This is a genomic window from Sphingomonas sp. FARSPH (genome assembly GCF_003355005.1).
Taxonomy (GTDB): Bacteria; Pseudomonadota; Alphaproteobacteria; order Sphingomonadales; family Sphingomonadaceae; genus Sphingomonas.
Window position 1 is genome coordinate 1,197,366 of sequence record NZ_CP029985.1, and the last position, 14,209, is coordinate 1,211,574.

A 14,209-nucleotide genomic window follows, 5' to 3' on the forward strand; every position below is an offset into this window, starting at 1 on the left:
GGCGCCTCCCGAGGTAAAAGAAGCTGCCGCAGCTTTGTGCGCCGCACAAGAACTTTTGACGAAAGGCGGGCGAGGAGGCCGCCGAACGATCGGATGGGAGGGCAATCCGGCACCGACGGGCGGTGCGGCAAGACGGCATATCTTTCCGATGCGGGTTGGGTGTGGCACGGCGACCTACTCGCCAGGCCAGTGTAGCCTGTATGCCAGCCTATATACAATGCTTTGAAACATCAGGCCGCGACGCGCGCCGAAATTTGCCTGAGTCACTTTTCCGACCATGCTGTCATCGCAGTTCGATATTGAACCACGCGGGATTGATCCGATCGCGCCGCGATGGTCGACCGATCATCTGTTCCGCCGATTGCGATCGCCGCTTAACGTCGCTTCCACTTGGACCTGCAAGTAGACATTCGGCCCGGTTCACGCGGGTTGCGAGTTGCGAGTTGCGAGTTGCGAGTTGCTCTGGTGATTGCGAGACAGTTGTTTGGCCAATGGATCGTCGACATTCCTTGTTCCTGTTGGACGACGGCTTGGATCAGCCCCTACCCTCGGATCTGGCCGTCACCCGCGCAAATCCCGACGATCCATAAGCGATACTGTTTGTGATCCCGCGCGTTGCCTGTGCTCTCCAGCGGGCCGTAGCGCTTCTCAGCGGCGGGCGGCGGCGATCAGTGTCGGCGCATCAACAGTAAACTTGAAGCCGAAGACCAGCGCGTCGGGGATATTGGTCCGGCGGAAAGGCAGTCCGGACTGGTCGGGATGGAGGATATACTGGACGTTCGGCGAGATGCGGACGGCCGGGCCGATCTGCGCGCCATAGGCCAGCTCCATCATATACTGGTCGCGGCGGATATTCGCGTCGCCGCCGGCCGCCACCCGTGCCGCCCGCATCCGCGCCATCGCCAGATCGGAAAAGCTCTGCTGGTTGATGACGAAACCGATCGTGTCCTGGTCGCGGCCCGCGAAGGTGCCGGTCTGGAGCACGCCCAGCTCCAGGAAATGCCGCTCCTCGACCCGTCCCGACAGGTTGGTCATGGCGACGCCGAACACGCCGAGGCCACGATGCGAGTTCGTGTCCGGCCGGGTCAGCATCTGGTCGAACCGGGCATAGATGCCGCTGCGGCCCTTCAACGTCGCGGCTGGCCGGCCGCTCAGGATCGCGACGCCGCCCCGGTCGTCGCGCAGCGGGTCGGCATAGTCGCCCCGGTCGATCCAGCCACCCAGAATGTAATGACGCGGCAGGCGATCGGTATCGTAATCGGTGCCGTAGCCCAGCTCGTAGGGGACGATGAAGCCGGTGCCGCCCTTGAAACTGAAGCTGAAACCGTCGTCGTCCGCGCGTTTGCGGTTGGGATTGACCTCGTAAATGCCCGCATGGGCGAACCAGTGGTCGGCGACTGTCACCTTGGCCCTGGCCATCCAGCTCGATGCCGGGAAGTAAGTGAAGTTGCTGTTCTTGAAGACGAAGGTCGGGTTGCCGCAGGCCGAGTTGGTCTGGAAATGGCAATAATAGGGCGAGTTCAGGAAATGGATGTTCGCCTGGCTCTTGCCCGCCTCGATATCGAGCGCGCCGCCCAGCAGCTTCTGTTCCCAGGTCAGGATGGCGAGATGGGTGTTCTGGGTGCCCCAGACCTCCTGCACCGAGGTGTTGTTGCCGATCGCGATCTGCGACAGGCTCTGGCCGTGGCGGTTGGTGATCGCCAGATGCAGGCCGCCGCCCGAAATCCCGGCGATCTTCTCGAGGTCGAAGTCGGCGCCGACATAAATCTGCCCGGTATAGGCCGCTTTCCGTGCAAACCCGCCGGTCGCATTGGCGGCAGCCTCGCCGGTGTAATTCAGCGCGAGGGTGATGCCGTCATCGGCCAGCGGCTGATAGGTCTCGACGCCCTTCTTTTTCTGTCCCAGCACCGCCGGCACCGTTTTCGTCGCCTGTTGCGAAACCTCCGGCGCCGCCGGATCCGCCGCCGTCGGCACGTGCTGGGCCCGAGCCCCGGACGCGACCATGCCCATGCCCAACGCGGCGAGCGCCGCGAGGCTCTTCATTCCAGCCATGACATTTCCCTCTTCCGGAAAAGTGCCCCGCCCCGATGGCGGAGCGAGACGATCAGCCTTGCGCCATCGGGCGCTTCAGAATTCCGACGAGCACGGCGCTCACCACCACCCCCGCCACCAGCGCCCCGACATAGGCAGCCAGATGCGTGACCGCGCCGGGGATCGGCAGCACGAAGATGCCGCCATGCGGCACGCGCAGTTCGACGCCCGCGACCATCGAGATCGCGCCTGCGATCGCCGATCCCGCCATCAGCGACGGGATCACCCGGAACGGATCGCGCGCCGCGAACGGGATCGCGCCCTCGCTGATGAAGGCGAGGCCGAGGACCGCCGCCGCCGCGCCCGCCTCGCGCTCGTCGGCGGTGAAGCGGTTGGCGAACAGCCGCGTCGCCAGCGCGATGGCGAGCGGCGGGGTCATGCCCGCCGCCATGGTCGCCGCCATCGGCGTATAGACTTGGCTCGCGACCAGCCCGACCGAGAAGGCGTAGGCGGCCTTGTTGACCGGCCCGCCCATGTCGAACGCCATCATGCCGCCCAGGATCAGGCCGAGCAGCATCGCGTTCGATCCCTGCATCCCGCGCAGCCATTCGGTCAGGAACGACAGCACCGCCGCCACCGGCGTGCCGACCGCATAGATCATCAACAGCCCGGTCAGCAGCGTGCCGAGCAGCGGCAGGATCAGCACGGGCTTCAGGCCCTGGAGGTTCTTCGGAAGCCGGATGACGCGGTTGAGCGCATCGACGCCATAGCCCGCGATGAAGCCCGCGACGATGCCGCCCAGAAAGCCCGCGCCCAGACTGCTCGCGAGCATGCCCCCGATCATGCCGGGCGCGATGCCGGGCCGGTCGGCGACCGAATAGGCGATATACCCCGCCAGCGCGGGCACCATCAGCGCGAAGCCGGCCTTGGCGCCGATGGTGAACAGCGCATAGGCGAGCGTGCCCTTGGCCGCCTCGTCATTGGCGTGGATGCCGCCCAGCGCGAAGGCGAGCGCGATCAGCAACCCGCCCGCCACCACGAAGGGCAGCATGAACGACACCCCCGTCATCAGATGCTTGTACGGCCCGGCGCGCTCGGTCGCGGCACCGGCGGCCGGCGTCGCGCTCGCCTCTCCGCCCTGCACCTTGGCCTCGGCCAGCGCCTTTTCGATCAGCGCGGCCCCGCCGGTGATGGCGGGCTTGGTGTTGCTGGCCAGCACCCGCTTGCCCGCGAAGCGCGCGCGGTCGACCTCGCGGTCGGCGGCGATGATCACCACATCGGCCTCGGCGATCTGTTCGGGCGTCAGCGGATTGCCGGCGCCGACCGAGCCCTGCGTCTCGACATGGATGTCATAGCCGAGCTGCCGCGCGCCTTCCTGCAACCCCTCGGCCGCCATGAAGGTATGGGCGATGCCGGTGGGGCAGGAGGTGATCGCGACGATCTTCCTGGTCGCGGTCTTGTCGCCCACGTCCAGCGCGGCGGCCGGATCGGCGAGCACCGCCTCCAGCGTCAGCAGCCGGTCGGCGCGCGCGCGGGTCGCCGCATCGGCGCTGCCCTCGGCGCCGACGAAAAGCAGCCTGTCGCCCTCCCCGGCCGAAACCGGATTGACGATGCCCTGCGCGGTGCGCAGCTCGATCTCGATCGGCTGGCCTGTCTCGCGCGCCGCGCGGCGCAGCGCCTCGCCCGCCAGGACGCCGGTGACGCCCCCCGCCCCGGCATCGACGATCGCCAACAGCCTCTTCATGCGTCCTCTCCCACCATGGTCGGGCCGGTGATCCCGGCTCCACTGATCCTGACGTGCGCGGCCAGCGCGTCGATGGTCGGAAGGTCCGGCAGATGCGGACCCGGCCGCCCCAGCTTGGCGACGGCGAAGGCGGTGGACAGGCGCGCGATCCGCTCCAGCCCGGCGCCTTCGGCAATTGCGGCGGCCAGCCCCGCAACCATCGCGTCGCCCGCACCCACGGTGCTGGCGATCGGCCCGGCGGCCAGATGCGCGACCAGCGCGCCTTCCTCGGACACGAACAGTGCACCCTCCCCGCCCATCGACACGACCACCAGCGCCACGCCGCGCCGGTGCAGCGCGGTCGCGCAGGCGACGACATCCGCCATGGTATCCAGTGGCGTGTCGGCCCAGGCGGCCAGTTCGCGGCGATTGGGCTTGACGATTTGCGGCAGCACATCGGCGCGCAGCGCGTGAGTCAGCGGCGCGCCGCTGGTGTCGAGCAGCACGCGTGCCCCGCCCGCGGTCAGCGTCGCGGTCATTTCGGCATAAACGATCGGGTCGCATCCCGGCGGCAGGCTGCCCGACAGGACGATCAGCGCGTCGTCGCCCGCGAACTCCGCCACCGCCTGCGCGACCCGCGTAACATCGGCCTCGCCGACCACGGGGCCGCTCATGTTGATGTCGGTGGTGTCGACGTCGTCGACGATCTTCATGTTGACGCGCGTGTCGCCCGCGACGCGGACGAAGCGGTCGTCGATCGCCTTGGCCTCGAACAGCGCCTCGAATAGCGTCGCGTTGTCTTGGCCGAGCAGCCCGAACGCCGTGACGCGTGCGCCCCAATCGGCGAGGCAACTGGCAACGTTGACGCCCTTGCCGCCCGCATCCTGGCGGATCGCGCGGGCGCGGTGAACTTCGCCGGGGACCAGCCGGTCGAGCGTGATCGTCTGGTCGATCGCGGGGTTGAGGGTGACGGTGGCGATCCGCATCACGCGGCGCTCCGCTCGGGCATCGTGGCGACCGGCGCGACGTCGAGCGCACGCACCTCGGCCGCGCTCTCCACGGTCAGCGCGCGGGCGGCGAGCGCCCGGAGCGCGGGCAGGTCGCTGGCGCGCAGCCGCGCTTTGACCGCGGGCAGGTCGCGCGGGGTCATCGACAATTCGGTGACGCCCAGGCCGGTCAGCAGCGCCGCGCCGAACGGATCGCCCGCCAGCCCGCCGCACACCCCGACCCAGCGATCGTGCCGCCGCGCGCCCTCCACCGTCATCGCGATCAGCCGCAGCACGGCGGGGTGCATCGAGTCCGCCTCGCTCGCCAGTTCGGGATTCTGCCGGTCGATGGCCAGCGCATATTGGGTCAGGTCGTTGGTGCCGACCGAGAAGAAATCGGCATGCTTCGCCAGCGCATGCGCCTGCACGGCCGCGGCGGGCACCTCGATCATGATGCCGACCGGCACCACCGGTGCGTCGAGCGCCACGCGCACCGCCTCGCACCGTTCGCGCAAGGTCAGCAGTTCGGCGACCGAGGTGATCATCGGGAACATGATCGACAGGTCGCCCCCCTCCTTCGCCGCGCGATAGAGCGCGCGTAGCTGCGGCTCCAGCAGGTCGGGGCGGCGCAGCAACAGCCGTGCGCCGCGCACGCCGAGGAACGGGTTCTCCTCCTTGGGCAGATGCAGGTGCGGCACCTGCTTGTCGCCGCCGATATCGAGTGTGCGGACGATCAGCGGGCGGCCGTCCAGCGCGTCGATCATCGCGCGATAGACCGCGTATTGCTCGTCCTCGCCGGGGCTGTCGCCGCGTTCGAGGAACAGGAATTCGGTGCGCATCAGGCCGACGCCTTCGCCGCCCTGTGCCAGCGCCTCGGCGACCTGGTCGGGGCGGTTCACGTTGGCGGCGATCGCGATGCCATGGCCGTCGCGGGTGACGGCCGGGCGGCTGCGCTCGGCCTCTTCGGCGGCGCGGCGCGCGGCGATGGCGGCGATCCAGTCGCGCGCGGAGGCGAGGTCGGCCTCGGACGGATCGAGCCACACCCGGCCGGTATCGCCATCGACGATCGCGACCGTGCCCGCCGCCTGCGACAACAGCTCCGCGCCCGCCGCCACGACCGAGGGCAGGCCGAGCGTGCGCGCGAGGATGGCGCTGTGCGAGGTCGGGCCGCCCAGCGCGGTGGCGATCCCGGCGACGCGGTGCGTGTCTAGCGCGGCGGTATCCGACGGGGCGAGATCGCTCGCGACCAGGATGCACGGCGCATCGGGCAGGTCGTCGAGCGTTCCCAGCCCCAGGCCCGGGTCGATCTGCGCCAGCACACGCCGCCCGATATCGCGCAGATCGGCCGAGCGCGCGGCGAGCACCGGATTGCCCAGCGCCGAGAGCTGCCTCGCCATGCGTTCGATCGCCTGATGCCAGGCCCAGGCCACGCCATGCCCCTCGACCATCAACTGGCAGGTCAGGGTGATCAGGTCGGTATCGTCGAGCAGGCCCGCCTGCGCCTTGAAGATCGCGGCCTCGCCCGCACCCAGGCGGCGGGTGGTGTCGTCGATCAGGCCCTGCATCTGCGCCCGGGTGCGGACCAGCGCGCCCTCCAGCAGCGCGCCGCCGGTCGCCAGGTCGACCGGCTGGTCGACCACCTCCAGTTCGGCCGAGGCCAGGACATGGACCGTGCCGATCGCCAGCCCGGGGCTGGCGGCGACGCCCGCGATCATCGCGGGCGTGCCGACGGGCTTCCAGCCCTGGACGGGCACGGCGGCGGCGGCCTTTTGCGCGGCACGGGCGGCCTCGGCCTTTTCGCGGGGGGTCAGCCGCGTGATCGTGCCATGGAAACTGTCGAGCGCACCCCGCGCGCCGGGCCCCGAGGCGGAGATGGTGATGGCATCCCCGGCCTTCAGCCCGAGTTGCAGCAGCGCGACCAGGCTGCGTGGATCGGCAGTCTCCGCACCGTGCCGGACGCGCAGCGCGACGGGCAGCGCCTTGGCCGCTTCCGCCCAGGCAGCAGCGGGGCGCGCGTGCAGGCCGGTCGGGTAATCGACGGTCCACGTCACCCGCTCGGCCAGATCGTCGGCGGCCAGGCCGCTGCGGTCCTGCGCGGTCGCATCGTCCTGAAGCGCCGCGACGATCAGCGAGGGATCGTCGGTGGTGGCGAGCTGACGCAGCCGCGCCTCGTCCTGGATCAGGCGGGTCAGGCGGCGCAGGATGGCGATATGGCTGTCCGAACTGGCGGCGATACCGACGACCAGATGTGCGACCTGACCCGGATTCCACTCGATCCCGTCGACGAATTGCAGGACCGCGATGCCGTCGCGCCGGACCAGCCCCTTGTCCTCGCCCAGCCCATGCGGGATGGCCACGCCCGAGCCGAGGAAGGTGTTCGCCACGCCCTCGCGCGCGATCATGCTCTCCTCATAGCCCGGAGCGACGCAGCCCGCCGCGACAAGCAGCTCCCCCGCCTGGCGGATCGCATCCTTCTTGTCGGTCGCCGTGGCCGCGAGCCGGATCAGCTCCGGGCGGATGACAGAGGATGGGGCGTGGGTGGACATGTCTCTCGGGCCTCTCCGGCGCGACTCTGCTCGTCGCTTACGGCGCAAGAAAACGTTTTCTCTGATCGAAGTCAATAGCCCTTGCCAGAAATCGAGCAAACAGGCATTACCAGAGGAAAGGTGCCGCCAAATAGCGCCGGGGAGAGGAGAGAACGTTTTCCATGACGGTCGGTATCAAGGACGTGGCGCGCGTCGCCAATGTCTCCACCGCCACGGTATCGCGCGTGCTCGGCGGCCGCAATGTCGATGAGGCGATGCGCGACCGCGTTCTGGCAGCGGTGCGCTCGACCGGCTATCGCCCGAACCTCGCCGCCCGACGGCTGCGGTCGCGGCATACCAACACGATCGGGCTGATCGTCGCGGACATCCGCAACCCCTTCTTCACCGCCGTGTCCCGCACGATCGAGAACCTCGCTTATGCGCACGGCCTGCGGGTGATCCTGTGCAACACCGACGAGGATCCCGCGCGCGAGGCGATGTACCTGCAATTGATGCAGGAGGAACGCGTCACCGGCGTCATCCTGGCCCCCACGCGGCAAGGACTGGCGACGCTGGCCAAGACGAAACCCGATTATCCCATGATCCTGATCGACCGCGCCACGCCGGGTATCGCGCATGATTGCGTCGTGCTCGACAATGCGGCGATGGCGGCGACCCTGGTCGAGCATCTCCACGCGCGCGGCTTTCGCCGGATCGCGGGACTTTTCGGCGCCTCGAGCAGCACCGGCGAGGAACGGCGCGCAGGCTTCGAGGCGGCGGCGCAGCGTCTGGGCCTCGCGGCCGAGGCCATCGCCGTCCCGCATGGCGATGGCGAGGTCGCGCGGATCGTCACCGACCTGCTCGCCCGCCCCGATCGCCCCGAGGCGCTGGTCGCCAGCAACGGCCTGGCCCTGATGGCGATCCTGCGCACGCTGCACGGGCTCGGCCTGTCGGTGCCGGGCGACATGGCGCTGGCCGGGTTCGACAATGAGGGGTGGATGGACCTGGTCGGCGGCGGCCTGTCGGTGATCGAGCAGCCGGTCGAGGAGATCGGCCGCACCGCCATGGCGATGCTTATGGACCGGCTCGACCATGCCGATGCCGCGGTCCGCAAGGTGGTGCTCGCGGGGCGGCTGGTCGCCCGCGGCTCCAGCGAGCCCGGCACCCCCAAGCTTGCGCCCTCTTTCCTCTCTTCCGTGTCCGGAGCCTGACCATGATGCCACGAATGTCGCTCACGCGCTTCCTGATCGAACAGCAGCGGGGCCCCGCGAAGCTGCCCTCCGAACTGCGCCTGCTGATCGAGACGGTGGCGCGCGCCTGCAAGACGGTCGGCCATGCCGTGTCCAAGGGCGCGCTGGGCGAGGTGCTGGGCTCGCTCGGCAGCGAGAATGTGCAGGGCGAGGTCCAGAAGAAGCTGGACGTGATCGCCAACGACTTCCTGCTCGATGCCAACGAATGGGGCGGCCATCTGGCGGCGATGGCGTCGGAGGAGATGGAGACGATCCACCGCATCCCCAACCGCTATCCCAAGGGCGAATACCTCCTCCTGTTCGATCCGATCGACGGGTCGAGCAACATCGACGTCTGCCTGTCGGTCGGCACCATCTTCTCGGTGCTCAAGGCCCCGGCTGACGCGGCCGGTCGCGAGATCGGCGAGGCGGATTTCCTTCAGCCCGGTTCGGAACAGGTGGCGGCGGGATATGCCATCTATGGCCCGCAGACGCTGCTGATGCTCTCCGTCGGCACCGGCGTCTACGAGTTCACGCTCGACCGGGAGGTCGGGGCCTGGAACCTGACCGACGGCCCGATCCGGATGCCCGACGGCACGCCCGAATTCGCGATCAACGTGGCGCGGCGTCGGCAATGGTCGGACGTCGTCGCCCGTTTCGTCGACGACCGTGTCGCGGGCACCGAGGGACCGTGCGGGCGCGACTATACGATGCGCTGGACCGGTTCGATGGTGGCCGACGTCCACCGCATCCTGAAGCGCGGCGGCACCTTTCTCTATCCCCGCGACGAGCGCACGGGTCAGGGCAGGCTCCGCCTGATGTACGAGGCGAATCCGATGAGCTACCTGATCGAACAGGCGGGCGGCGCGGCGACCGATGGCGAGACGCGGATACGGGACATTTCCCCGACGGGACTGCACCAACGCGTTGGACTGATGCTCGGAGACGCCGGGGAGATCGCCACGCTGCTCGACATTTCGATGGTAGGCGCGAGCGTTCCGTCCGTCGCCGCGCGTTGAAGGTCCCACGTGCAGGTCTTGGCGGCTCGGGCAGTCCGATCGCCTAGGGGCCGCTCAATGATGATCGGAAAGACGGCAACCTGGGTGCTCCGTCCCGGTATCGGGTGGATCGGGTTGACGATGAAGCGTTAGAGATTGCGTTCGGCGGTCTGCACCTCGGCGGTATCGATGTGGAAGAAGCCGATCGGGTAGCGCTTGAAGCGCTGACGCTTTGGCCTGTCGCTCTCGATGTCCGGCAAGCGCGGGATACCATGCCGCTGCATGCACCGGTGCAGCGTCGCGAGCGAAGCTTGCGATCGCTTCGATCAGAAGCGCGACGCTTAGGCGCCTGAAGCAGGCTTTGTTCTGTAATCGTGTCGGGATCGTGTGCCGATCGTATTTTCGAAGCAACGCGTCGGTGTCTGCCTTAGCGTTGAGGACGCATTGCCGCGTGGAAGCGCAAGCTCTCTCGAAAAATGGTGCTGCCGGTGAGGATTGAACTCACGACCTCAGCCTTACCAAGGATGCGCTCTCGATTGCTCATGCTACGCCACGGGCGTATAAGCTATTGAGAATGCGGTCTTTAGATGACAAATACGCCGCGACTTGTAGTATGTGCTTGTCCATGGATTGCCCCGGCGTGCTTGCCCCGTTATTGACCGCTGCATGGCTACCGGACGAGTGACAAAGCGGTCGGTGGAGGCAATCGCCCTCCCGGCTAAGGGGAAGCGCAACCATCTCTGGGACGAAACGCTCAAAGGGTTCGGAGCGATGGTCACCCATACGGGTGTCCGCTCCTATCTTCTGCAATACCGAATGGGTGGGCGGGGACATCCTAGCCAGACTATCACGATTGGTCGTCATGGAAGCCCGTGGACAGCAGAAAAGGCGCGGGAGCAAGCTGCCGACCTTCTTGAGCTGGTTCGCAAGGGCGTTGATCCGAAGGCAAGCAAAGCGGAGAAGCGGCAGCAAGAAGAGGAAGCACGCCGAGATCAGAACGAGTTCGCATTTGCTACCTATGTTGATACGTTCATCCATCGCCATGCAGTCAAGAAGAAGCTGCGGAGCACCCCGGATATAGAAGCCGTGTTCCGTCGAGACCTCAAGCCTCGCTTTGGCGATCGATCGATTAAGGCGCTGTCGCGTTCCGACATCACCAAAGCGCTGGACGAGATCGGCGATCGCAGCGGATCGGCCGCAAACAAGGCGCACAAGTGGCTCAAGAAGATGTTCAACTTCGCTGTCGAGCGAGGCGACCTTCATGGATCACCGATGGACCGCATGCGACCGCCGCATGAAGAGCAGAGCAGAGAGCGCGCGCTGGACGACCGCGAGCTGCGTCCGGTGTGGCTTGCATGCGAGGCGATCGGGTATCCGTTTGGCCCGTTCACGCAACTGCTGCTGCTCACAGGCCAGCGCCTTCGCGAGGTTGCCGGTATGCGCTGGGAGGAGTTCAGCGAGGATGCGCGTGAATGGCTCATCCCCGGCGCACGAACTAAAAACAAGCAGCCTCATTTACTCCCCCTTTGCGAGCTTGCGCGATCCATCCTCCTCGACATCAAGGCACGGGGCATAGATAGCGAACTAGTTTTCACCACGAATGGTCGCACGCCGGTGAGCGGCTTCTCGAAGGCCAAGAAGCGTATCGACAATTACATTGCAGAGCGGCCTGAATCAGTCGGTGTCGTCGCGCCGTGGACATTCCACGATTTGCGGCGCACGACCGCGACCGGCTGTCAGCGCCTCGGCATTCCAATCGACCACACGGAAGCGTTAATCAACCATACCGGTCGGCGGCGGGGCATCGTCGCGGTATACCAGCTTTACGACTATCGCTTGGAGAAGGCGGTGGCCGGGCAGCGCTGGGCCGAGAAGGTTATATCGCTCGTTGGCTCGTAAGTGGTTTTCAGGGCATTTCCGCCAAGGTAACCGGCAGGAATGGCACACAAATCCCCCTCGAATACCACCTCTGGTTCTGCTAGTTGGCTCAAACTCGCCGACGTCCTGTCGCGCCTCGCCTCGCCGCCAGACGAGGTCCTCGCTTGGGAGCGGCTCCTACGCTTGCTGAAAACCGGAGCCATCCCTGCGCGAGCCGACATCCTTGAGGAAGTCATAGCGGATTACGATTCTGACATCACCTCTGGGGGCGAGGTGCCGGCGACCGTCTGGGCGCATATGACTCACGCTGAGGTGCTTGATGTGGGAGCAGGCACGGTGAAACTACGCGGCACTGTGCCGGACGACAATCGCCCATGGGAGATTATCATCCATGGCATGGCCATCAAGGGAGCGAATATCGACAATTTCCTGCTTCCCTCGTCGAGCCCTCCACCCCGAAGTCCCGGAAGGCCGCTAGGCTCCTTCTGGCCTGCGTTTGCGGAAGAACTGGCTGTCTTCGCTTATGAGGACAACATCCAAGATCCGACCGCTACGGTGTCGCTCGTGACGGAAAGGGTCCTCGATCGCATGGCTGAACGCGGCGAGGAAACGCCGCACCCCAACAGCGTTCGTGCCGTGATCGCGAAGGTGCTAGGCAGAGTGCGGACGTAGGATGAAACTGTAGAATATTGTAAACAGCGAGACGACGCGCCGCCGGCTTCGTCTCCATAGGGCCTGCGCTCACCACCGCCGGTGAGTGCAAACTATGGAGAAGAAGTGCTTATTGCCGCTAACGACGCCCCGTCGGCGACCGCCCGCCTCGGGAGTAATCAAAACGTCCTCAACACTGCTGAAACCGCGAAATACACTGGTCTATCCACGGCCACCCTGGAGAAGCTGCGATGCGCGGGTGGAGGACCTCGCTTCATCAGCTACTCGCGTCGGGCGGTTCGATACCGCGTGGCGGATCTTGATCAATGGATGGCTGCTCGCACGGTAGGTAGCACCTCGGAGCGGAGGGCGGCTTGAGTGCCGCTCCAGAAGGCAACATTCTCGCGGCACCAAGCGCTTTCGACCGACGTCGCGTCCGCGCAGACGTCGTCGCTTGGATTGGTCAGATGGGATGTTCCCATTCCGTGACCCTGAACGCCAATCGCGCGCTTACCAAGGACAAGGTGACCAAGATGTTTGGGTGCTTTTGCCTGGAGCTCGATCGGGCGTGTTACGGGCGCAAGAACGTGCATGCCATACCTGCCAGCGACCGCCTGCACGGCATTGCCTTCATCGAGCACCCCGAGACTAACATACACCTTCATGCGGCGCTGCGCCTGGCGGATTGGTGGCCAAAGAAGACGCCGATCTCGCTTCACGTCACGATTGATCGCATTTGGCGTCGTATCACCGCTGGCGCGGGATCAACGATGGTCAAAGAAGTATGCGACGCTGGCTGGGGCTACTACATAACCAAGGCCGCGGACCTTCGAGAGCAGCAGTTCTTGTTACCGTCGGACTACCATCCGCAGCCATGACATGCTATAATGCTGGTGTCGGCTACCGCAGTCAGCACCGCCCTCCGATCGAGCGATTGTCTTGCGCCGCTTCGACGATCGCCGGAGGGCAATCGGGATTTTTCCTGCTGCTCCATCCCGAGCGGCATTCTGGAAGAATGCTCGAGAAGCAAGCGGAGCGCAGCCTGGTGATCGGCGCGAAGCGACGGTCACCGACGCTCTTATTCGCCTCTCACTAGCCCATATCGAACCCACCCGCATCCCAATCGACGCGGTGAGATGGTGTTCTTGTCAACAACGAAGACGAGAACACCTATATGCATCTGTATCTGGTCACTCCCGCTGACGGTCCCGAGCTCTCGGTATTCGCCGAGTCCTTCAGTAAGGCTTCTGAGCTATACCTCGCATGGTGGTTGGCTCACCAAGACGAGCCGCTTCCCTCGTTTGAGGTCAAGCAGCGAAACGCGTCCTGGCCAGGGCTCGACACAAAGCTCCTCGATGAAGCGCTCTCCCTTGGTATCGCCGGGATCGGCCTGTTTGATCCCAACAAAGGCTGGACCATCGTCTCGCCGATCTACGGCGAGGAGGACGAGTGATGATCCTCGGCGTGTTCGACGTCCACGACCAGATCGCTTTCGCGGCCGTCGTGTTCGCCAGGAATCGGGACCATGCTATCGCACTCGCCAACGGGCATCTCTCATCGTTTCGAGGCTATACCTCCACCCAGATGACGATCTTGGAGCGTCTCCCTGCTCTCGGCGGTTCAGCGCGCAATCATCTGCGCGCGGCGATTGCAGCCGGTGTGCCCGGCATCGGCCATCAGCAGGAGGATGGAAGCTGGCTCGTCCTGCCTCCAGGCGATCGGTCCGGTCAGGGCGTAAGGCCTAGGCCAACCCAGCTCTTCTTCTACATCGACGATGACGACTACCAGGTCGTTCTGTTCGCGAGGGATCAGGAGCGAGCCGATGCGCTCTACGACGCCATTCAGGCCGACTACCGCGCGCTACCCTCGGAGTGGCTCGGTTCCGAGTGGGATGCCTGGTCCACCGTGGGGCTGGTCAGGCACAAACGACAAGCCGAGGAACGCGGTGTCGAGGGACTCGGGATCTACAACCCCGACGGCTGGCTGGTCTTGCCTCTCGACTACGAGGCGCTCGGGGTGACGCCGCCGGATTGACCATGATCTGACCTTCTCCGACTGGCTGCAAACGCCAAGCTGCTTTCAGTAGATCAATGTGCCGCATTTCTGGACTACACGGGGAAGCGACCAGATTGGCCGTTTCCCGCGTCTAGCGTGATCCAGCGCTTTCGGGGCAAGGTTGACGGTAATA

General features: G+C 66.0%; 12 protein-coding genes and 1 pseudogene. 8 read left to right on the plus strand and 5 right to left on the minus strand.

What is annotated here, in order from left to right:
- Nucleotides 1-648 precede the first annotated feature (648 nt).
- The 4 genes from DM480_RS05790 to ptsP form a co-directional block, all read right to left on the minus strand.
- Nucleotides 649-2,043 (minus strand): carbohydrate porin, encoded by a 1,395-nt coding sequence (locus DM480_RS05790; protein WP_115377994.1) that lies wholly within the window; start codon nt 2,041-2,043, stop codon nt 649-651.
- 61 nt (nt 2,044-2,104) lie between these two features.
- Entirely contained in the window at nt 2,105-3,775 is a 1,671-nt protein-coding gene (locus DM480_RS05795) for a fructose-specific PTS transporter subunit EIIC (protein ID WP_115377995.1), read from the minus strand.
- Nucleotides 3,772-4,740 (minus strand): 1-phosphofructokinase, encoded by a 969-nt coding sequence (pfkB, locus tag DM480_RS05800; RefSeq protein ID WP_115377996.1) that lies wholly within the window; start codon nt 4,738-4,740, stop codon nt 3,772-3,774. The genes DM480_RS05795 and pfkB overlap by 4 nt, the downstream gene beginning before the upstream one ends.
- A complete protein-coding gene (ptsP, locus tag DM480_RS05805) occupies nt 4,740-7,286 on the minus strand; it encodes a phosphoenolpyruvate--protein phosphotransferase (protein ID WP_115377997.1) in 2,547 nt (848 codons plus the stop codon). The genes pfkB and ptsP overlap by 1 nt, the downstream gene beginning before the upstream one ends.
- A 161-nt stretch (nt 7,287-7,447) precedes the next feature.
- Here ptsP and DM480_RS05810 point away from each other — a divergent pair, with 161 nt between their 5' ends.
- Both DM480_RS05810 and DM480_RS05815 read left to right on the plus strand, forming a co-directional pair.
- Nucleotides 7,448-8,476, plus strand: a complete 1,029-nt coding sequence (locus DM480_RS05810; protein ID WP_115377998.1) for a LacI family DNA-binding transcriptional regulator — start codon at nt 7,448-7,450, stop codon at nt 8,474-8,476.
- Between the two features lie 5 nt (nt 8,477-8,481).
- Nucleotides 8,482-9,513 (plus strand): class 1 fructose-bisphosphatase, encoded by a 1,032-nt coding sequence (locus tag DM480_RS05815; protein ID WP_115380890.1) that lies wholly within the window; start codon nt 8,482-8,484, stop codon nt 9,511-9,513.
- Between the two features lie 146 nt (nt 9,514-9,659).
- Here the strand turns inward: DM480_RS05815 and DM480_RS05820 are convergent.
- Nucleotides 9,660-9,794 (minus strand): annotated as a pseudogene (locus tag DM480_RS05820) (IS481 family transposase); the annotation flags it as partial.
- A gap of 394 nt (nt 9,795-10,188) precedes the next feature.
- On the opposite strand from DM480_RS05820, the gene DM480_RS05830 reads away from it, so the two are divergent.
- From DM480_RS05830 to DM480_RS05855, 6 genes are all read left to right on the plus strand, one after another.
- Nucleotides 10,189-11,391: a tyrosine-type recombinase/integrase gene (locus DM480_RS05830; protein WP_198665904.1), complete on the plus strand. Its 1,203-nt coding sequence runs from the start codon at nt 10,189-10,191 to the stop codon at nt 11,389-11,391.
- Nucleotides 11,392-11,430: 39 nt separating this feature from the next.
- Nucleotides 11,431-12,042, plus strand: a complete 612-nt coding sequence (locus tag DM480_RS05835; RefSeq protein WP_115378000.1) for a hypothetical protein — start codon at nt 11,431-11,433, stop codon at nt 12,040-12,042.
- A gap of 105 nt (nt 12,043-12,147) precedes the next feature.
- Complete coding sequence (locus DM480_RS05840; protein ID WP_232834184.1) at nt 12,148-12,399, plus strand: helix-turn-helix transcriptional regulator; 252 nt, start codon at nt 12,148-12,150, stop codon at nt 12,397-12,399.
- Nucleotides 12,400-12,506: 107 nt separating this feature from the next.
- On the plus strand, nt 12,507-12,899 hold the full coding sequence (locus DM480_RS05845) for a hypothetical protein (protein WP_115378001.1): 393 nt from the start codon (nt 12,507-12,509) through the stop codon (nt 12,897-12,899).
- Between the two features lie 296 nt (nt 12,900-13,195).
- Nucleotides 13,196-13,474 carry a hypothetical protein gene (locus DM480_RS05850; RefSeq protein ID WP_115378002.1) on the plus strand — a complete coding sequence of 93 codons (279 nt, stop codon included), beginning with the start codon at nt 13,196-13,198 and terminating at the stop codon, nt 13,472-13,474.
- Nucleotides 13,474-14,055 carry a hypothetical protein gene (locus DM480_RS05855; RefSeq protein ID WP_115378003.1) on the plus strand — a complete coding sequence of 194 codons (582 nt, stop codon included), beginning with the start codon at nt 13,474-13,476 and terminating at the stop codon, nt 14,053-14,055. Before DM480_RS05850 ends, DM480_RS05855 begins: the two co-directional genes overlap by 1 nt.
- Nucleotides 14,056-14,209: the final 154 nt, after the last annotated feature.

Excerpts from the sequence above, each read along its gene's own strand:
- DM480_RS05855 (WP_115378003.1), top strand. The coding sequence starts at position 13,474 with ATGATCCTCGGCGTGTTCGACGTCCACGACCAGATCGCTTTCGCGGCC.
- DM480_RS05835 (WP_115378000.1), top strand. The coding sequence starts at position 11,431 with ATGGCACACAAATCCCCCTCGAATACCACCTCTGGTTCTGCTAGTTGG.
- DM480_RS05850 (WP_115378002.1), top strand. The coding sequence starts at position 13,196 with ATGCATCTGTATCTGGTCACTCCCGCTGACGGTCCCGAGCTCTCGGTA.
- DM480_RS05815 (WP_115380890.1), top strand. The coding sequence starts at position 8,482 with ATGCCACGAATGTCGCTCACGCGCTTCCTGATCGAACAGCAGCGGGGC.
- DM480_RS05810 (WP_115377998.1), top strand. The coding sequence starts at position 7,448 with ATGACGGTCGGTATCAAGGACGTGGCGCGCGTCGCCAATGTCTCCACC.
- DM480_RS05790 (WP_115377994.1), bottom strand. The coding sequence starts at position 2,043 with ATGAAGAGCCTCGCGGCGCTCGCCGCGTTGGGCATGGGCATGGTCGCG.
- DM480_RS05795 (WP_115377995.1), bottom strand. The coding sequence starts at position 3,775 with ATGAAGAGGCTGTTGGCGATCGTCGATGCCGGGGCGGGGGGCGTCACC.
- ptsP (WP_115377997.1), bottom strand. The coding sequence starts at position 7,286 with ATGTCCACCCACGCCCCATCCTCTGTCATCCGCCCGGAGCTGATCCGG.
- pfkB (WP_115377996.1), bottom strand. The coding sequence starts at position 4,740 with ATGCGGATCGCCACCGTCACCCTCAACCCCGCGATCGACCAGACGATC.